Genomic DNA, 17065 nt, shown 5'->3' with positions numbered 1-17065 from the left:
AAACTTATAAGTGCTAACAATAAATAAGGAGGTGCAACGAACGATGAAGTTACATGAGCTTTCTCCAGCTCCTGGCTCCCGCCAAGAACGCAAACGCGTAGGCCGCGGTACAGGCAGTGGCATGGGTAAAACATCTACTCGCGGTCATAAAGGTCAAAACGCTCGTTCCGGCGGTGGTGTACGTCCGGGCTTCGAAGGCGGTCAAAACCCGTTGTATCGTCGCTTGCCAAAACGCGGGTTTGTAAATCCGACGCGGAAAGAATATGCGATTATCAACACCCAAGATCTGAACAACTTTGCGGCGGATACGGAAGTGACTCCTGAACTGTTGTTTGAACAAGGAATCGTGAAAAACGCAAAAAGCGGCATCAAGATTCTTGGCAACGGTGACGTTACTGTCAAGTTGACAGTTAAAGCGAATAAGTTCTCCCAATCTGCGGTAGAGAAAATCGAGGCTGCCGGCGGTAAAACCGAGGTGATCTAATGTTTAAAACCATTAAGAACATATGGCACGTTCAGGACCTTCGCAACCGTATTCTCTTCACCCTGTTTATCTTTCTTATCTACCGGATCGGTTCTTTCGTTCCGGTTCCGGGCGTTAATAAAGATGTCCTCGAACAGACTAATAGTGCGGGCAGCGACTTGTTGGGGCTCTTGAACACCTTCTCGGGTGGCGCTCTTAAAAACTTCTCGATCTTTGCTCTTGGGATCATGCCTTATATCACGGCATCGATCATCGTGCAACTCTTGTCCATGGACGTTATTCCGAAATTTGCGGAATGGGCCAAACAAGGGGAGCAAGGCAAGAAGAAGAGTGCTCAAGTAACCCGGTACGGCACTGTAGTGCTCGCGCTGATTCAATCGTTTGCGACATCGGTTGGTTTCAACCGTTTGTACAGCACACAAATGGTGCCTAATGCTACATTTGCCGATTATCTTGTTATCGCAATTGTGTTAACCGCAGGAACATCCTTCCTGATGTGGCTCGGCGAGCAGATTACCGAAAGAGGGATCGGCAACGGGATTTCGCTGATCATCTTTGCCGGGATCGTGGCTTCAATACCGGGACATATTCAGACGATTATTAAGTCGGACTTCTTTGCCGAAGGTCAAGCTTTCATGAACGTTGTGAAAGTGATTGCGATTTTACTGGTTTGCGTGCTGATTGTTGTTGGTGTCATCTACATCCAACAAGCTGTCCGGAAAATTCCGGTACAGTACGCGAAACGCGTTGTCGGCAACAAAATGTACGGTGGGCAAAACACCCATATACCGCTGAAAATTAATGCGGCGGGCGTTATCCCGGTTATCTTTGCAATTTCTTTGCTGCAATTCCCGGTTGTCATCGCTAACTTCTGGTCTACCCATACTTGGGCGAAGTGGATTAGCACGAACTTGTCTCAGACAGCTCCGCTCGGGATGCTTCTTTATGTTGTCATGATCATCGGCTTCACGTTCTTCTATACCTTTGTGCAGATGAACCCTCAGCAAATGGCCGACAACATGAAGAAAAACGGAGGCTATATTCCGGGAATTCGTCCGGGGAAAACAACGGCTACTTATCTCACTCGGATTTTAACCCGTTTGACGATGGCAGGCGCGATTTTCCTGGCGGCAATCTCCCTGCTTCCTACAGGGCTCGGCGCATTGGCTGGACTGCCGCGTTCGGTGTTAATCGGCGGTACTTCCATCTTGATCGTCATCGGCGTTGCGCTTGATACGATGAAGACGATCGAAAGCCAATTGATCAAGCGTCACTATAAAGGATTCATCAATAAATAGGTGGATAGGTTCCAGGATCGGGCGACGGTTCGTTTATGCTCTCCTGGTGCCTATTACGCCGTTTCTTGAAGTGGAGTAAGTCTTTGGAGGGAGTGAGAGACATGAACATTTTATTCATGGGGCCTCCCGGGGCAGGAAAAGGAACACAAGCCGAGGTCATCGTTAACGAATTCGGTATTCCTCATATCTCTACCGGCGATGCTTTTCGTCTGGCTATTAAACAGGGAACACCTGTAGGGATGAAAGCAAAGGAATATATCGATCAAGGCCTTTTGGTGCCTGATGATGTGACGGTTGGCATTGTTCGCGAGCGTCTGCAGCAGTCCGATTGCGAAAATGGTTTTTTATTGGACGGTTTTCCAAGAACCCTTTCGCAAGCGGAATCGCTTGAGGAACTGCTGGCGGATTTGGGCCGCAAGCTGGAGCATGTCATCAACCTGAAAGTGGACCGGAGCAAGCTGCTGGCGCGGCTGACCGGACGCCGGATTTGTAAATCCTGCGGTGCCACTTATCACGTGATCTTTAATCCTCCGGGGCAGGAAGGCGTCTGCGATAAATGCGGAGGCGAACTGTACCAACGTTCCGACGACAGTGAAGAGAAGGTCGGTACGCGGCTGGACGAATATATCAACAAGACAGCGCCGCTTCTGAAGTTTTATGAAGAAAAAGGCCTGCTGCACGAAGTAGATGGAGAACAGGAAATCGATACGGTTTCGAAGACAATCGTATCCTTACTGCGAGGTTAGGTGTAATGATCATATGTAAATCCGAAACGGAACTGGGCTTTATGAGAGAAGCAGGGCGAATCGTAGCGGAAACGCACAGGCTCATGGCGCAATCGATTGAGCCTGGAATTACGACGGGGGAACTCGATCAACTCGCCGACAAATTTATTCGCAGTCAGGGCGCCATTCCATCCTTTAAAGGCTACAACGGTTTTCCTTACAGTATTTGCGCTTCGGTCAACGAAGAATTGGTACATGGATTTCCCGGCAAACGCAAGTTGAACGAAGGCGATATCATCAGTATTGATATCGGCGCACAGTATCGAGGCTTTCATGGCGACTCGGCATGGACTTACCCGGTAGGGCAAATTTCGGATGAAGCCCAAAGACTTCTTGAGGTCACGGAAGGTTCCCTTTTTGCAGGCCTGGCGCTTGTCAAACCGGATGTCCGCCTGTTCACCCTCTCGCATGCGATTCAGCAGCACATTGAGGCTGCCGGATTTTCGGTCGTTCGGGAATACGTCGGACACGGCGTAGGCGCGGATCTGCACGAAGAACCGCAAATTCCTAACTATGGCACTCCCGATCGGGGACCTCGGTTGAAGCCGGGCATGGTACTGGCCGTCGAACCGATGGTTAACGTCGGCAAACGGTATGTCAGAACGCTGGAAGACAATTGGACGGTCGTTACGGTGGATGGATCGCTTTGTGCTCATTTTGAACACACGGTGGCCGTTACGCCTGACGGCATGGAAATTTTTACGAAGCTGAACGAATAGGTGATGAAGGTGGAGCACCGAACGGATTTGCAAATCGGCCAGCTGGTAAAAGTTTTGAAAGGCAGAGATGCCGGTGCGGTTTACGTGATTGTCCAGGTCGTGGACGAGAAATTCGTTCTGATCGTGGACGGGGACAAACGCAAGTTTGATCAGCCTAAGCGTAAAAATGCCCATCATCTTGAGCCTCTGTCCATGATCAGCAGCGAGGTTGTTCATAGTTTGCAGGATAGCGGCCGGGTGACGAACGCCAAGTTGCGTCATGCCGTGCTCGAATATTTGAAATCCGCCAATTCTATTGCTGAAGAGAAAGGAGACTGACTGTGGCTAAAGAAGATGTCATTGAAGTCGAGGGAACGGTCATCGAACCGCTGCCCAATGCTACATTCAAAGTTGAGCTGGAGAATGGTCATCAAATTCTCGCTCACGTTTCCGGCAAGCTGCGGATGCACTTTATCCGTATCCTGACGGGAGATAAAGTGGTAGTTCAATTATCGCCATATGATCTGTCCAAAGGCCGGATCACATATCGTAAATAGATTGGTATACCATTCACAATAACTTTGTGGTATAATATGCAGGTTGAGTTGTTTCAAGCGTATAGTTTTTCGACTTGGTTTTACATTCCGTGAACTAGGTTAATGCTTACGATGAGAGTTTTACATTCGTAAAACTTAGCTAATCCTTACGAAGAGAGTTTTGCTTCGCAAAACTTTAAGGAGGTAATCAACATGAAGGTAAGACCTTCTGTAAAGCCGATTTGCGAAAAATGCAAAGTCATTCGTCGCAAAGGCAATGTCATGGTGATTTGCGAAAATCCGAAACACAAACAAAAACAAGGATAAAGAAGGGGGTGTAGCGTAAAATGGCACGTATTGCTGGTGTGGATTTGCCACGTGATAAACGCGTTGAGATCGCCTTAACTTACATTTTCGGAATCGGTAAAACGACTTCCCAGAAAATCCTGAGCACAACAGGCATCAATCCGGACACTCGTGTTCGTGATTTGACGGAAGATGAGGTTAGCAAACTACGCGAAACGATCGACAAAACGGTCAAGGTTGAAGGTGACCTGCGTCGTGAAATTTCTTTAAATATTAAACGTTTGATCGAAATTGGCTGCTACCGCGGTGTTCGTCATCGTCGCGGCTTGCCGGTTCGCGGACAACGTACGAAAACGAATGCCCGTACTCGTAAGGGTCCTCGTCGTACGGTAGCGAACAAGAAGAAATAAGAAGGGGGGATAACAGACAATGGCTAAACCAAAAAAAGTCGTACGTACTAAACGTCGTGACCGGAAAAACATTGAATCTGGTGTGGCACATATCCGCTCCACCTTCAATAATACGATTGTAACGATTACGGATCCGCACGGTAACGCGATCTCTTGGGCCAGCTCCGGCGGTCTTGGATTCAAAGGCTCCCGTAAATCGACTCCGTTTGCCGCTCAAATGGCAGCGGAATCCGCTGCGAAAGCAGCAATGGAGCATGGCATGAAGAGCGTCGAAGTTATGGTTAAAGGTCCTGGAGCCGGCCGTGAAGCCGCTATCCGCTCCTTGCAAGCGGCAGGCCTTGAAGTGAACATGATTAAAGACGTGACTCCGATTCCTCATAACGGATGCCGTCCTCCAAAACGCCGCCGCGTTTAATGAAGCCGGATATAGTGTGGTATAACAACAGCAAAGTTTGTAAATAATGGTTGTTTAGGCATACTACAAGATCGACTTCAGTCAAACAAGGCAGTTTTCAAAGGAACGACGTTTTTGAAGGAGGGGTACTTTCGTGATAGAAATCGAAAAGCCAAAAATTGAGACCGTAGAAGTTAACGAAGATGGCACCTATGGGAAATTTGTAGTAGAACCACTTGAGCGTGGATATGGCACCACACTGGGCAACTCGCTTCGCCGGATTTTGCTCTCTTCTCTGCCGGGTGCTGCGGTAACCTCGGTCCAAATCGATGGAGTTCTGCATGAATTCGCGACAGTCCCGGGCGTAATGGAAGACGTTACGGAGATCATTCTAAACCTGAAGGCTCTTTCGCTTAAAATCCACTCGGACGAGGAGAAAATTCTCGAAATCGATGCGGAAGGCGAAGGCGTCATCACGGCTGGTGATATCCGTGCCGATAGCGATGTGGAGATCCTAAATCCGGATCTGCATATTGCTACGATGGAGCCGGGTTCGAGACTTCACATGCGCATCTATGCGGGCCGCGGTCGTGGTTATGTTCAAGCCGACCGGAACAAACGTGATGATCAGCCGATCGGTGTCATTCCTATCGATTCGATCTATACCCCGATTACTCGTGTCAATTACGTTGTAGAAAATACGCGTGTTGGCCAAGTGACCAACTACGACAAGCTGACGCTTGAAGTATGGACCGATGGCAGTATCAGACCTGAGGAAGCGGTTAGTCTCGGTGCAAAAATTTTGACTGAGCATCTCTTCTTGTTCGTGGGCCTCACGGACGAAGCGAAAGACGCGGAAATCATGGTCGAGAAGGAAGAAGACAAGAAAGAGAAAGTGCTTGAAATGACGATTGAAGAGCTTGATCTTTCTGTTCGTTCCTATAACTGCCTCAAACGTGCCGGCATCAATACGGTACAAGAGCTGACGACGAAAACCGAAGAAGATATGATGAAGGTCCGCAACCTGGGCCGCAAATCTTTGGAAGAAGTTCAAGAGAAGCTCGAGGAACTCGGTTTGGGATTACGTACAGAAGAATAGACTGCTTGAATCGTTTTAGCGAAGGAGGGAAAACTCATGGCATACCAAAAGTTGGGCCGTGATTCCAGTGCACGTAAGGCTTTGTTTCGTGACTTGGTAACGGACCTGTTCTTATACGAACGCATCCAAACGACGGAAGCGAAAGCAAAAGAAGTTCGTTCTATTGCAGAGAAGCTGATCACCAAGGCAAAACGCGGAGATTTGCACGCTCGTCGTCAAGTTGCAGCTTATGTTCGTCGCGAATCGATCGACGGACAACAAGATGCAATCCAAAAGCTGTTCTCCGAACTGGCAGCTCGTTACTCCGAGCGTCCAGGAGGATACACTCGTATCCTGAAACTGGGACCTCGCCGCGGCGATTCCGCCCCTATGGTTTATCTGGAACTGGTAGACCGGGCTTAATTCACCGGGGAGATTCCCCAAACTTAGCGTGTAAAACTCTCTGTCGGCTCGCCTTACGGCTAAGCTTTCGGAGAGTTTTTTTATTAGGAAGGAAGATACCGATGCGGAATCTGCTGATGACCGTCAGCTATGACGGAACGAACTACTTCGGCTTTCAAACCCAGCCGGACGGCAATACCGTCCAAGATTACATTGAGGAGGCCATCCGGCATTTGACGGGGGAAGAAGTGAAGATCCACGGATCGGGACGCACCGATGCCGGGGTACATGCACGGGAGCAACCGTTTCACTTTATCACCGATTCCCAGATTCCGATTGAGCGCTGGCGTCTCGCCCTGAACGGCCGTCTTCCTTCCGACATTCGGATTATCGAAGCCCGCGAAGTGTCCCTATCCTTTCATTCCAGACGTTCGGCTAAACGGAAAACTTATCGTTACACGATCAACGGCAACCGTGTACCTGACGTGTTTTTACGCAACTTCCAGTTTCACCATCCTGGGCATTTGAATGTTGAAGCGATGGGCGAGAGCCTGGTGCATCTGTTAGGGACACATGACTTTACCTCCTTCGCTTCACGGCATTCGACGAAAGCCAGTCACGTTAGAACGATCTTTGACGCCCGCCTTGAACTGGACGATTCGGATGATTATCCGGGCAGCCGTGAGCAGGGAATCATTCATTTTTATATTACCGGCAGCGGCTTTTTGCAGCATATGGTGAGAATCATCGTAGGAACGCTGCTGCAAATCGGCGAAGGCAAACGTTCCCCGGAGTCGATGAAAGCGATTCTTGAGGCGAGAGACCGTAAGGCCGCAGGTCCTACTGCGGAAAGCAAGGGCCTGATGCTATGGCAGGTCGAATATGCTGTGATCGAAGCGGACGAATCGGGAAAATGACAGTTATTTGAAACCTCAGGCGGAATTATACGTAACATATTTTAAATATAAGATATTTTACGGAAGCGGAGGTTTTTTATAGTGAAATGTCCGGTGTGTAACGATGTTCGTATGCGTGAAGTGGAAAAAGACGGTGTGCTGATCGACGTATGTCCCGATTGCAAAGGCGTGTGGCTTGATCGGGGCGAATTGGAAAAATTGCTGAACGAGATTCGTGAGATCCGTCCGGCGTTTAATGAATGGTATGACAACAACCGCGATGGCGAACGTACCTATGATCGCCACAGAGACGATGACGATGATCATTACAGTCATCCGAAACAGCAACCGGGATACGGCAATCAACCGAATCAAGGGTATGATCCACGGTATCCGCAACATGGTTATGATAAAGGCTCGCACAAGCACAAGAAGAAAAAATCGGTGCTTGATGTATTTGGTGATTTATTCGATTAAACCCGCGACTTCTTTGAAAAAAGCCTTGCTTATTGAGGTGGCTTCCTGTAAAATAAAAGTTGTGTTTTCTTATGGCTCTCCCACAGCCCCCAATTAAGAAAACCGCTAAGCAAGGTATTGAAAACAACAACTAAACCGTGAATGAAACGATCGAAGATAAATGTGCTGAAGTGTCCTGCGACCTGAAGAGCAAGATCGTTTTCAGCACCTATGAACCATTTCGGACGAATATGAAGGAGGATCTTTACATGCGTACCACCTATATGGCGAAGCCAAGCGAAGTTGAGCGCAAATGGCACATCATTGATGCCGAGGGCAAAACGCTGGGCCGTTTGGCTAGCGAAGCTGCTGCTCTGATTCGCGGCAAACACAAACCAGGCTTCACTCCACATGTTGACGGCGGTGATTTCGTTATCGTCATTAACGCCGAGAAAATTGCACTTACGGGCAAAAAAATGGAAAACAAAAAATACTATCGTCACTCCCTGCATCCAGGCGGTTTGAAAGTGACAACTGCTCAAGATATGCTGAGAACAAAACCTGAGCGTGTGATTGAATCTGCTGTTCATGGCATGCTGCCTAAAACTCGCCAAGGCGAGAAAATGAAGCTGAGACTTAAAGCGTATGCCGGCACGGAACATCCACATGCAGCACAAAAACCTGAAGTTTACGAACTTCGCGGATAATTAAAAGGGAGGACAGTTTCATGGCACAAGTACAATACTATGGGACAGGTCGTCGTAAACATTCGGTAGCTCGTGTTCGCCTTGTACCGGGTGAAGGACGCATTGTCATCAATAAGCGCGACATCAATGAATATTTTGGTCTGGAAACTCTTAAACTGATCGTTAAGCAACCTCTGACGCTGACCGAAACTTTGGGCAGCTACGATGTAGTTGTTATCGCTCATGGCGGCGGCATTTCCGGTCAAGCCGGCGCAATCCGTCACGGGATCTCCCGTGCGTTGCTCAAAGCTGACCCTGAATTCCGTCCTGCCCTCAAAAAAGCAGGCTTCCTGACTCGTGACCCACGTATGAAAGAACGTAAGAAATACGGCCTCAAAGCAGCTCGCCGTGCTCCTCAGTTCTCGAAACGTTAATATTTGCTTCGAAAAGCTCTTTTCCGACTCGGAAAAGAGCTTTTTTTATTGACTTATTTCCAAGTTGACATATACTTTTATATATAATTCAAATCAGTTTACTTGGTATATTGCTTGTGTTCGGAAATCATCAGATTTTAAAGTGGGGGCGAGGGCATGAATTTATTGGAGAAGGAACAGCTGATTCAAGTAAAATCGGAGGAATTGGAAACGGCGACGCCGGAAGAAGTTATCGCTTGGGCCGTAGAGACATTTCCCAATATCGCGTTTGCCTGCAGTTTTGGCGCCGAGGACGTTGTATTGGTGGATATGCTGCAAAAAATCAGCCCTTCCAGCGATATTTTTTATCTGGATACGGACTTCCACTTTAAGGAGACTTACGAAACCCGGGATGCAATCGCCGCAAAATACGGTTTGGAGTTCGTAAGGGTATCTCCGCAAATAACACCGGAGGAACAGGCGGAGCAGCATGGAGAAGAGTTATGGAATTCCGATCCCAACGCCTGCTGCAACATTCGTAAAGTAGAGCCTCTAACCCGGGTGCTGGGGGGCTATGATGCGTGGATTACGGGCATTCGGCGCGACCAGGCTCCAACGCGGGCAAATGCCAAGAAAATCGAATATGACACCAAATTCGGTCTTGTCAAATTCAACCCGCTGGCCAGTTGGACCTCAGAAGACGTCTGGAATTATATCCGCGAAAATCATGTCTTTTATAACTCGCTTCATGATCGCAATTATCCGAGTATCGGCTGTGAGTATTGTACCCGTCCCGTATTGGCCGGGGAAGATCCTAGGGCCGGACGATGGTCGGGCACGGATAAAACCGAATGCGGCTTGCACCAGTAATCGGCGTTCATTACCAATAACGGAGGAGATCGGATGACGGCAATATTACCGCATGGCGGTTCTTTGGTGAACAGATTGGTTGCGGGCAAAGAGCGGGATGAACTGCTGACGTTGGCGCGAAGCCTGCAGAAGATAACGATCAACAGCTGGACTTTATCGGATCTTGATTTGATTGCAGTGGGCGCTTTTTCCCCATTAACCGGGTTTTTGAACGAGGATGATTACCGTTCCGTCGTGCAAAACATGAGACTCTCGGACGGCACGGTTTGGAGCATTCCGATTACGCTATCGGTAGAAGAAGAGCAAGCGGGCCGATTATCGATCGGAGAGAAAGTGGCGCTTGCAGGCGAGCAGGAGGGGCCAATCTACGCGTTGCTGGAAGTCGGCAGCATTTATCCCGTTGACCATAATGAGGAAGCCATAAAGGTCTTCAAAACGAACGACCCGGAGCATCCCGGCGTCAAAAAACTCCTTGAGCGCCCCTCAATTTACGTTGGAGGTTCGATCCAGGTTCTGAATCGGCCGCGTCCGGAGCGGTTTGAGGAGTTTTATTTCGATCCGGCCGACACGCGTCGCATTTTCGCCGAGAAGGGCTGGAAAACTGTCGTAGGTTTTCAAACCCGTAATCCGGTTCACCGGGCCCATGAATATATCCAAAAAAGCGCGATGGAGATCGTTGACGCGTTATTCTTGAACCCGCTGGTCGGAGAGACCAAATCGGACGATGTGCCGGCCGACGTTCGGATGAGGAGCTATTTGACGCTGCTCGAGCATTATTATCCGCAGGACCGGACGTTTCTTGGCGTCTTTCCGGCTGCGATGCGTTATGCTGGCCCGAGAGAGGCGATCTTTCACGCCATGGTCCGAAAGAATTACGGCTGCACTCACTTTATTGTAGGGCGGGATCATGCCGGTGTTGGCGATTATTACGGAACGTACGAAGCGCAGGAAATCTTCGTGAATTTCTCGGCGGAGGAGTTGGGGATATCACCGCTGTTTTTTGAACACAGCTTCTTCTGCACGAAATGCGGCAATATGGCTTCGAGCAAAACCTGTCCTCATCCTAAGGAGGATCATTTGACGCTGTCGGGCACGAAAGTGCGCGGGCTTATTCGTGAGGGAATTTGCCCTCCTCCGGAATTCACCCGGCCGGAAGTGGCAAAGGTGCTGATTGAGGGCATGAGCGAGCAGGTCGCAAGATCATAGAGAGCAATTATTCGATAAACGGAGTTCCGGCATATTTGTCCACCTCGTCCCATATGATGATTAATGTCATGATGGGGACGAAAGGTGGCTTTTTTATGGGCAAACGAGACAAGGTGATTCTGTGGATATCCTTCCGGCAAATTAGATTGGCGCTGATCGGCATAGGCCTGGTTGCCCTGCTCTCCGTTATTGCGGTTTACGAGGTTCCTGCGGCCAAAGTGTGGAAATACTGGAGTCTTCCGCTTGCCGGACAGGTTATTGCTCTGGATGCCGGGCACGGCGGCCCGGACGGGGGGGCCGTAAGCAAGCAGGGACTGATTGAGAAAGATATTAACCTGTCGGTAGCCTTGTATTTGCGGGATTATTTGCAGCAGGCCGGAGCGGTCGTCGTGATGACCCGGGAAGAGGATGAAGATTTGGCCAACGCGGAGACCAAAGGCTACAGCAAGCGGAAAACGGAGGATCTGAAGCAGCGCGTCCGGTTTGTTCAGGATCAGCAAGCGAAAACGCTTGTCAGCATTCATATGAACAGTATCCCGTCCCCCAAGTGGAGAGGGGCGCAAACCTTTTATTATCCCAATCACCAGGACAGCGCCAGCCTGGCGGATCTTGTTCAGGAAGAGTTAAAACGCAATTTGGAAAATACTGACCGGGTCGCTAAACCTTCCGACAAAAAGGTATATTTGCTGGAATCCTTGCATATTCCGGCAATCCTGGTCGAAGTCGGCTTTTTATCGAATCCGGGGGAATCGCAGCTGCTCGGAAGCGATGCTTATCAACGCAAAGTGGCGGCGTCGATTTATCAAGGGATTTTACGTTATTATTCGGGGGAACAAAGCGGAAAAGCGCCAGACCATGTCAGGTAGTGCTATAATTAAAATCATAGCGTAATCAAAAAGAGATATCTGACGAAGTCGAGGTGCTGCATTTGTTGACAAGAGAACAGCTTCAGGCGGCTTTGCGTCCGGTTGCCGAGCCGACCCTAAAGCGGAGTTTGGTGGATTTGCAGTGGATTCGCGACATGATGATCAAGGAGGATCGGGTATCGCTGACGGTCGTAGGCATGGAGCAAAGTCTTCAGGCGCGCGAGGAGCTGGAGCGGGAAATCCGTTATCGTCTTGAGGAAGCCGGAGTAAAAGACGTACATCTTCGGTTCCGGGAAGCTTCCGAACGTGAACTGGAGGAAGCGGATGGAGCCTTAGAAGGTGCATCATCTTCCGGCACAGGCGCACAAGAGGCCAACGTCACGGATGAAACAGATTCCAAGCGAGTGCCTCTCCTGGCACCTGAGTCCGGCGTGCATTTCATCGCCGTTGCCAGCGGCAAGGGCGGCGTCGGAAAGTCGACCGTCACGGTTAATCTGGCCGCTGCGCTTGCGCGCCAAGGCAAAAAAGTCGGTCTGATCGACGCGGACATTTATGGATTCAGCGTTCCCGACATGATGGGAATCGAGGAAACGCCCCGTGTCGAAGATGGAGTGATTTTACCGGTCGAGCGGTTTGGCGTTAAAGTGATGTCCATGGGCTTTTTTATTCAGGACAACAACCCGGTGATTTGGCGGGGCCCGATGTTAGGGAAAATGCTGCGCCAATTTTTTGACGATGTAGCGTGGGGTGAGCTCGATTACATACTTCTCGATTTGCCTCCCGGAACGGGCGACGTGGCATTGGACGTACATCAGATGATCCCGCAAAGCCGGGAAATCATCGTAACCACGCCGCATGCAACGGCGGCTTTTGTTGCTGCCAGAGCGGGCTCCATGGCCTTGCGAACCGAACATGAGGTGCTTGGCGTCGTCGAGAATATGGCTTATTACGAATGTTCCGCCTGCGGGCAAAAGGATTACATCTTTGGCAGAGGTGGAGGCGCAAGACTTGCCGAGTCGCTTCACGCGGAATTGCTGGCTCAGATCCCGCTGGGCGCTCCGGACAATCATCCGGCCGAGCCGGATTTTTCACCTTCCGTTTATAAAGCGGAAAGTACGGCGGGGAGGCTATATGATGAAATCGCCGCCCGGATCGCGGTTAAATGTACAAAAGACTGACCTCCCGCGGGTCAGTCTTTTTATATGGTGCATGATATTAAGATGAGCCACCGCTGCCACCGCTACCGCCGCCGCCTTCTTGATCGCCGCCACTGCCGCCGCCTCCACCTTGGTCGCCACCGCCTTGCTTCGGCGATTTTTCAATTTTAGGCTGCAATTGTTCTTGAACGACCGTTTTCAGCAGTTCCATGACTTCCATTTTGAAGATCGGACTTTGCATGGCTTCTTGCATAACCGTCATGGATTGCTTACGATAATCCGGCGTTTTGGTAAGATCCAGGAACATCTTCATAACATCGGGGGATTTCAACATATCCTGAACCGATTTTTGATACGTTGGATCTTTAATCAGCTGCATATGGAGTTCTTTGCTTTGTGAATTGACCGCTTTGGCGAAATCGCCGGCGAACTGCGGATCGGTCATGATTTTCTCGATTTCCTTCTTGTATTCCGGAGAAGTGATCGTATCCTTGACGGCCATTCGGACCTCATTTGATGTTTGGGACGGGAGCAGCATTTTTATACCGAAGTTTCCGCCTCCTCCACCTCCGCTTGATCCACCGGATTCCGAGCCCGACTCGGAACCGGACCCCGATCCTGAGCTTGAGCCGCTTCCGCTTCCTCCTCCACTGGCTGGAGAACTCAAAGCCTCATATATCGCTTTTTTACCCTCATCGGTTTTCAGGATATCGATAACCATGGACTTCGTTTCTTTATAACCTCCACCTTGAGAAGAGGAGGAGCTTTGCTCAGAACCGCAGGCCGATAACGGAAGAGTCAATGTAAATAGGATGCATAAAAGCCAACGGGTTGTCCGCCTTTTCATGGTTCCCTTCCTCCTTGTCGTCGTTGCTGTGCTTAGTATGCGGTATTGAAAAGGAATTATCCCATCACCGGGCCGTGAAAAGAATGGTTTTTTGCCGGGATCGTTGGTAAAATAATTCGTTAGTGGGGGGTGTATGGTGTGAATTTGAAAAATTGGCTGTACTTATTTGGGACAACGTTAGTTGTAGGCGCGGCCGGTTCGTTAATCGTCGGCCTGCTTCTGCAGTGGACAGATACGCTTCAATTTACCGGAACCACCGACTTTTTTGTGAATATCGGCATTCTTCTTGGAGTAGGCATTATGATCAGCGTGTATTCACAAATGGGCTTTTTTGCTTATTTAATGATTAACTATATGGGTAAAGGCGTTTTTTCGAAAAGAACATGGCAATACGTACAGCTTGCGCTTGCCGTTCTGGCTCTATTGGAACTGATGTTTTTCCGGATATTTGTCGGCAGGGAAGAACGCGGCATCTTTGATCTGATCTTGGGCATCATAATTATCATCATCGCCTTCGCGGTTTCTTATTGGAAGGTTCGTCTCACCAATGCAACGGCCTGGATACCGACGCTTTTTTTCATGTCTGCGGTCACGATCGTGGAGATTGTCGGGGTTCTTAATATTGGGGTAAACAACGCGACGGCTTGGATCGCTGCTCCGCTTATCGCCTGCAACGCTTACCAGATTCTTATTCTTCAGCGGGTTTTGAACCGTTAGTAACCTCTGGTCATCCGGAAATTTAAAAAGCCCAGAATTTCTCTGGGCTTTTTGTCTTTACAGCATAAGGATGGAGTCATTTATAGTCCGGCCGCGATATCCTCCTGTTTTTGGAGCCACGCTTGATCGCGTACTTCATTTCCCTGAACGCCGGCCTCCTGCAGCAAATCGGTAACGGTAACGAATTCATATCCTTTTTTTCGCAATTCATCGATAATGATTGGCAGAGCCTCATGCGTTTGCTTAACGGAATCGCTGGCGTGAAGAAGGACGATGTCTCCTGGGTGGGCTTTGGTTACAACGCGGTCTACGATGGATTGCACGCCTTTATTCATCCAGTCCTGGGAGTCGGTATCCCATTGAATGACCGTATAACCCTGGCTTTCAGCCACCTTCAGTACTCTTTTGTCAAAATCTCCGTTGGGAAGTCGGAGCAGCTTGGGAGCTTTTCCCGTCAAGTCCGTCAAAATCGTGTGAGCCGTTGAAATTTGACGCGAGATTTCCTCTTCGCTCAGGCTGCTGTAATTAACGTGCTTGTGTCCGTGACTGCCAATTTCGAAGCCTTGCTGCTGGATGTCTTTTACGATGTCCGGATGAGTTTTGCTCCAGGGCGAGGAAAGGAAAAACGTAGCTTTTTGCACGTTCTTGTCCTTCAGCACTTTCAGAATGGGCTCCGTTCGCGTATCTCCCCAACTGATGTCGAAGGTCAAGGCGATGACTTTTTTGTCCGTGGATACGCTATAAACGGCGGAAGGCGTACTTTCTTCCGAAAACACCGTAATGTGCTCTCTCTCCACGTAAATGACGCCTGCTGCAAACAACGCCGCTGCAAAAACAAAGAAAAACCTTTTGATCTTCTTTCCGTTAAGAACATAGAAGAAATTGTTCATGAGATTCAAGCCCCTCTCGTCACCAGAGTGAATGGTTTGAAGTGATCCGCTTGTACCAATGTATGCTCGTACCTCTATCGTTTATGACGTTCTTGTCCATAGAAAACCTAAAAAAGAGGAGTTGTTTATGATGTTGTCCGCCTTGTCGGCACGCCGTTTTTTTCGGGATTTATCCAGATACAAAAAGATGATTCTGATTTCTTTTATCATATTTGCGGCGGGAGTTGCTATAGGAGCGTCCAATGTGGAAGCACTCACGCGGCTGATCATGCCGGATCTTGAAAAGTTGGGGGAGTATAGTCGCCGGTTGTCTCAGACCGAAAACCCCGAGCTAAGCTTTTTCGGATTTATTTTCATGAATAATGTTGTTAAAAGCATCGCCATCATGTTACTTGGAGCTCTGCTTGGTTTGGTGCCGGCATTTTTTCTGTTGATGAACGGATTGGCACTAGGATTCGTGGTCGCCGCTGCGGGTGCTAATGGCGAGAATGTGTATGAGCTAATCGTTAAGGGTCTTTTACCGCACGGTATTATTGAAATTCCGGCGATCATTATCGCTTCCGCGTTTGGTCTTCAGTTTGGTTATTTTGTGCTGAAAGGCCTTGGGGAACTGGGGGCGAGAGACCGCCAGGATCGTACGGTGAATTGGAGGCATTTTTTTGCGTCTTTAGGCAGGGGAGTGTGCTGGATCACTTTGCTTCTATTGATTGCGGCCATAATAGAAAGTACATTGACTTACTATCTGGTCGGCTGAATGAGTATTCGAGATTCTTTTACGGGTCCATTCATAATTTTCCCAAAAAATGTGCATAACATTAAAGCGCCCAAGATGAGATTGAGTTCGGCAGGATATAAGGCGAAGCATTATGACAAATCCCCGATCGTAATTTGGAATCCAGTTTATGAGGAGTTGTTGCTTGAGTGTTGGGAATGCTGTTCAATGAAAAAGAATGCAAAGAGCTGGACTATGTACTGCGCAAGGAGTTGGACGAGATGCTCCTTGATATGAGCGACCATCGCCTGGATCAGGATATACGTCACGCTATCGCTAATCGTTATAAAACCGTGTTTCGGATGTACGCCCGATTCGCTCCTCCAAAGGAACTCTCCAAGTATGCACGCAGAAGCCATTTTCCACAGGTAAAACAATAGCGAGTTCGGATGTTTACAGTAAAAAATTGGATTTGACGGCAGGTCGTCGTTTATGTTAAATTAGCAAACGTCCCGCTTTTTGGCGGGGCGGCATAAACGCGGAAAAGCAAGAAGGATAACGAAAAAACTTTCGAAAAACCCCTTGCAAAAACCTAGCCGAGTATGATATATTATAAAAGTCGCCGCTGAAACGCAGCGACGAAGAAAAGCGAAGTTGATCTTTGAAAACTGAACAACGAGTGAGTATTAAAATGAGAAATTTATTTCTCGTCAGTTTCTAAATGAGCAAGACAAACACTTTCGATGGAACACCTCATACCTCCGGGTACGAGACTGCTTCCATCTTTAATGGAGAGTTTGATCCTGGCTCAGGACGAACGCTGGCGGCGTGCCTAATACATGCAAGTCGAGCGGATCTTACCTTTCGGGGTAAGGTTAGCGGCGGACGGGTGAGTAACACGTAGGCAACCTGCCCGTAAGACTGGGATAACTACCGGAAACGGTAGCTAATACCGGAT

The 17065-nt window shown here is 49.0% G+C and carries 24 protein-coding genes and 1 rRNA gene; 23 read left to right on the top strand and 2 right to left on the bottom strand.

What is annotated here, in order from left to right:
• Positions 1-43 precede the first annotated feature (43 nt).
• The 19 genes from rplO (at position 44) to ACI48K_RS22810 (ending at position 12962) form a co-directional block, all read left to right on the top strand.
• Positions 44-484, top strand: coding sequence for a 50S ribosomal protein L15 (rplO, locus tag ACI48K_RS22900; RefSeq protein ID WP_475029960.1), 441 nt, complete (start codon positions 44-46; stop codon positions 482-484).
• Positions 484-1782: a preprotein translocase subunit SecY gene (gene secY, locus ACI48K_RS22895; RefSeq protein ID WP_475029959.1), complete on the top strand. Its 1299-nt coding sequence runs from the start codon at positions 484-486 to the stop codon at positions 1780-1782. Before rplO ends, secY begins: the two co-directional genes overlap by 1 nt.
• Positions 1783-1883: 101 nt before the next feature.
• Positions 1884-2528, top strand: a complete 645-nt coding sequence (locus ACI48K_RS22890; protein ID WP_475029958.1) for an adenylate kinase — start codon at positions 1884-1886, stop codon at positions 2526-2528.
• A gap of 5 nt (positions 2529-2533) precedes the next feature.
• Positions 2534-3286: a type I methionyl aminopeptidase gene (map, locus tag ACI48K_RS22885; RefSeq protein WP_475029957.1), complete on the top strand. Its 753-nt coding sequence runs from the start codon at positions 2534-2536 to the stop codon at positions 3284-3286.
• Positions 3287-3289: 3 nt separating this feature from the next.
• Positions 3290-3604 (top strand): hypothetical protein, encoded by a 315-nt coding sequence (locus ACI48K_RS22880; protein ID WP_475030008.1) that lies wholly within the window; start codon positions 3290-3292, stop codon positions 3602-3604.
• A 2-nt stretch (positions 3605-3606) separates the two neighbouring features.
• Positions 3607-3822, top strand: a complete 216-nt coding sequence (gene infA, locus ACI48K_RS22875; protein WP_018753971.1) for a translation initiation factor IF-1 — start codon at positions 3607-3609, stop codon at positions 3820-3822.
• A 192-nt stretch (positions 3823-4014) separates the two neighbouring features.
• On the top strand, positions 4015-4128 hold the full coding sequence (rpmJ, locus tag ACI48K_RS22870) for a 50S ribosomal protein L36 (RefSeq protein ID WP_003333770.1): 114 nt from the start codon (positions 4015-4017) through the stop codon (positions 4126-4128).
• A 20-nt stretch (positions 4129-4148) separates the two neighbouring features.
• Positions 4149-4517 (top strand): 30S ribosomal protein S13, encoded by a 369-nt coding sequence (rpsM, locus tag ACI48K_RS22865; RefSeq protein WP_036712625.1) that lies wholly within the window; start codon positions 4149-4151, stop codon positions 4515-4517.
• 19 nt (positions 4518-4536) lie between these two features.
• Positions 4537-4932, top strand: a complete 396-nt coding sequence (rpsK, locus tag ACI48K_RS22860) for a 30S ribosomal protein S11 (protein ID WP_018753969.1) — start codon at positions 4537-4539, stop codon at positions 4930-4932.
• A gap of 133 nt (positions 4933-5065) precedes the next feature.
• On the top strand, positions 5066-6010 hold the full coding sequence (locus ACI48K_RS22855) for a DNA-directed RNA polymerase subunit alpha (RefSeq protein WP_475029956.1): 945 nt from the start codon (positions 5066-5068) through the stop codon (positions 6008-6010).
• Positions 6011-6046: 36 nt separating this feature from the next.
• Positions 6047-6412 carry a 50S ribosomal protein L17 gene (gene rplQ, locus ACI48K_RS22850; RefSeq protein ID WP_475029955.1) on the top strand — a complete coding sequence of 122 codons (366 nt, stop codon included), beginning with the start codon at positions 6047-6049 and terminating at the stop codon, positions 6410-6412.
• A gap of 101 nt (positions 6413-6513) precedes the next feature.
• Positions 6514-7308, top strand: a complete 795-nt coding sequence (gene truA / locus ACI48K_RS22845; RefSeq protein ID WP_475029954.1) for a tRNA pseudouridine(38-40) synthase TruA — start codon at positions 6514-6516, stop codon at positions 7306-7308.
• Between the two features lie 81 nt (positions 7309-7389).
• On the top strand, positions 7390-7764 hold the full coding sequence (locus ACI48K_RS22840; protein WP_475029953.1) for a TFIIB-type zinc ribbon-containing protein: 375 nt from the start codon (positions 7390-7392) through the stop codon (positions 7762-7764).
• A 248-nt stretch (positions 7765-8012) separates the two neighbouring features.
• A complete protein-coding gene (gene rplM / locus ACI48K_RS22835; protein ID WP_475029952.1) occupies positions 8013-8450 on the top strand; it encodes a 50S ribosomal protein L13 in 438 nt (145 codons plus the stop codon).
• A 20-nt stretch (positions 8451-8470) separates the two neighbouring features.
• Positions 8471-8863, top strand: a complete 393-nt coding sequence (gene rpsI, locus ACI48K_RS22830; protein WP_475029951.1) for a 30S ribosomal protein S9 — start codon at positions 8471-8473, stop codon at positions 8861-8863.
• Between the two features lie 156 nt (positions 8864-9019).
• Positions 9020-9712, top strand: coding sequence for a phosphoadenylyl-sulfate reductase (locus tag ACI48K_RS22825; RefSeq protein WP_475029950.1), 693 nt, complete (start codon positions 9020-9022; stop codon positions 9710-9712).
• 33 nt (positions 9713-9745) lie between these two features.
• Positions 9746-10918, top strand: a complete 1173-nt coding sequence (gene sat / locus ACI48K_RS22820) for a sulfate adenylyltransferase (protein ID WP_475029949.1) — start codon at positions 9746-9748, stop codon at positions 10916-10918.
• A 95-nt stretch (positions 10919-11013) separates the two neighbouring features.
• Positions 11014-11784 carry an N-acetylmuramoyl-L-alanine amidase CwlD gene (gene cwlD / locus ACI48K_RS22815; RefSeq protein WP_475029948.1) on the top strand — a complete coding sequence of 257 codons (771 nt, stop codon included), beginning with the start codon at positions 11014-11016 and terminating at the stop codon, positions 11782-11784.
• Positions 11785-11846: 62 nt separating this feature from the next.
• On the top strand, positions 11847-12962 hold the full coding sequence (locus ACI48K_RS22810; RefSeq protein WP_475029947.1) for a P-loop NTPase: 1116 nt from the start codon (positions 11847-11849) through the stop codon (positions 12960-12962).
• Between the two features lie 37 nt (positions 12963-12999).
• Here ACI48K_RS22810 and gerD read toward each other — a convergent pair whose 3' ends face one another.
• Positions 13000-13788, bottom strand: coding sequence for a spore germination lipoprotein GerD (gerD, locus tag ACI48K_RS22805; RefSeq protein ID WP_475029946.1), 789 nt, complete (start codon positions 13786-13788; stop codon positions 13000-13002).
• A 138-nt stretch (positions 13789-13926) separates the two neighbouring features.
• Between gerD and ACI48K_RS22800 the strand changes: the two genes are divergently transcribed.
• Complete coding sequence (locus tag ACI48K_RS22800; RefSeq protein ID WP_475029945.1) at positions 13927-14505, top strand: KinB-signaling pathway activation protein; 579 nt, start codon at positions 13927-13929, stop codon at positions 14503-14505.
• Between the two features lie 80 nt (positions 14506-14585).
• Here ACI48K_RS22800 and pdaB read toward each other — a convergent pair whose 3' ends face one another.
• Positions 14586-15395, bottom strand: coding sequence for a polysaccharide deacetylase family sporulation protein PdaB (pdaB, locus tag ACI48K_RS22795; protein WP_475029944.1), 810 nt, complete (start codon positions 15393-15395; stop codon positions 14586-14588).
• A 127-nt stretch (positions 15396-15522) separates the two neighbouring features.
• On the opposite strand from pdaB, the gene ACI48K_RS22790 reads away from it, so the two are divergent.
• The 3 genes from ACI48K_RS22790 to ACI48K_RS22780 form a co-directional block, all read left to right on the top strand.
• Positions 15523-16149 (top strand): stage II sporulation protein M, encoded by a 627-nt coding sequence (locus tag ACI48K_RS22790; RefSeq protein ID WP_475029943.1) that lies wholly within the window; start codon positions 15523-15525, stop codon positions 16147-16149.
• 167 nt (positions 16150-16316) lie between these two features.
• Complete coding sequence (locus ACI48K_RS22785; protein ID WP_475029942.1) at positions 16317-16547, top strand: hypothetical protein; 231 nt, start codon at positions 16317-16319, stop codon at positions 16545-16547.
• Positions 16548-16892: 345 nt separating this feature from the next.
• Positions 16893-17065 (top strand): 16S ribosomal RNA (locus tag ACI48K_RS22780); the annotation flags it as partial.

Source organism: Paenibacillus terrisolis (genome assembly GCF_056171975.1).
This window is presented reverse-complemented; position numbering and strand designations above follow the sequence as displayed.

Bases quoted from the DNA above. Each gene is read 5' to 3' on its own strand.
- ACI48K_RS22790 (WP_475029943.1), top strand. From the start codon at position 15,523: ATGATGTTGTCCGCCTTGTCGGCACGCCGTTTTTTTCGGGATTTATCC.
- map (WP_475029957.1), top strand. From the start codon at position 2,534: ATGATCATATGTAAATCCGAAACGGAACTGGGCTTTATGAGAGAAGCA.
- gerD (WP_475029946.1), bottom strand. From the start codon at position 13,788: ATGAAAAGGCGGACAACCCGTTGGCTTTTATGCATCCTATTTACATTG.
- rpsM (WP_036712625.1), top strand. From the start codon at position 4,149: ATGGCACGTATTGCTGGTGTGGATTTGCCACGTGATAAACGCGTTGAG.
- ACI48K_RS22880 (WP_475030008.1), top strand. From the start codon at position 3,290: ATGAAGGTGGAGCACCGAACGGATTTGCAAATCGGCCAGCTGGTAAAA.
- sat (WP_475029949.1), top strand. From the start codon at position 9,746: ATGACGGCAATATTACCGCATGGCGGTTCTTTGGTGAACAGATTGGTT.
- rpsK (WP_018753969.1), top strand. From the start codon at position 4,537: ATGGCTAAACCAAAAAAAGTCGTACGTACTAAACGTCGTGACCGGAAA.
- cwlD (WP_475029948.1), top strand. From the start codon at position 11,014: ATGGGCAAACGAGACAAGGTGATTCTGTGGATATCCTTCCGGCAAATT.
- rplQ (WP_475029955.1), top strand. From the start codon at position 6,047: ATGGCATACCAAAAGTTGGGCCGTGATTCCAGTGCACGTAAGGCTTTG.
- rplO (WP_475029960.1), top strand. From the start codon at position 44: ATGAAGTTACATGAGCTTTCTCCAGCTCCTGGCTCCCGCCAAGAACGC.
- rplM (WP_475029952.1), top strand. From the start codon at position 8,013: ATGCGTACCACCTATATGGCGAAGCCAAGCGAAGTTGAGCGCAAATGG.
- truA (WP_475029954.1), top strand. From the start codon at position 6,514: ATGCGGAATCTGCTGATGACCGTCAGCTATGACGGAACGAACTACTTC.
- rpmJ (WP_003333770.1), top strand. From the start codon at position 4,015: ATGAAGGTAAGACCTTCTGTAAAGCCGATTTGCGAAAAATGCAAAGTC.
- ACI48K_RS22890 (WP_475029958.1), top strand. From the start codon at position 1,884: ATGAACATTTTATTCATGGGGCCTCCCGGGGCAGGAAAAGGAACACAA.
- ACI48K_RS22825 (WP_475029950.1), top strand. From the start codon at position 9,020: ATGAATTTATTGGAGAAGGAACAGCTGATTCAAGTAAAATCGGAGGAA.
- rpsI (WP_475029951.1), top strand. From the start codon at position 8,471: ATGGCACAAGTACAATACTATGGGACAGGTCGTCGTAAACATTCGGTA.
- pdaB (WP_475029944.1), bottom strand. From the start codon at position 15,395: ATGAACAATTTCTTCTATGTTCTTAACGGAAAGAAGATCAAAAGGTTT.
- secY (WP_475029959.1), top strand. From the start codon at position 484: ATGTTTAAAACCATTAAGAACATATGGCACGTTCAGGACCTTCGCAAC.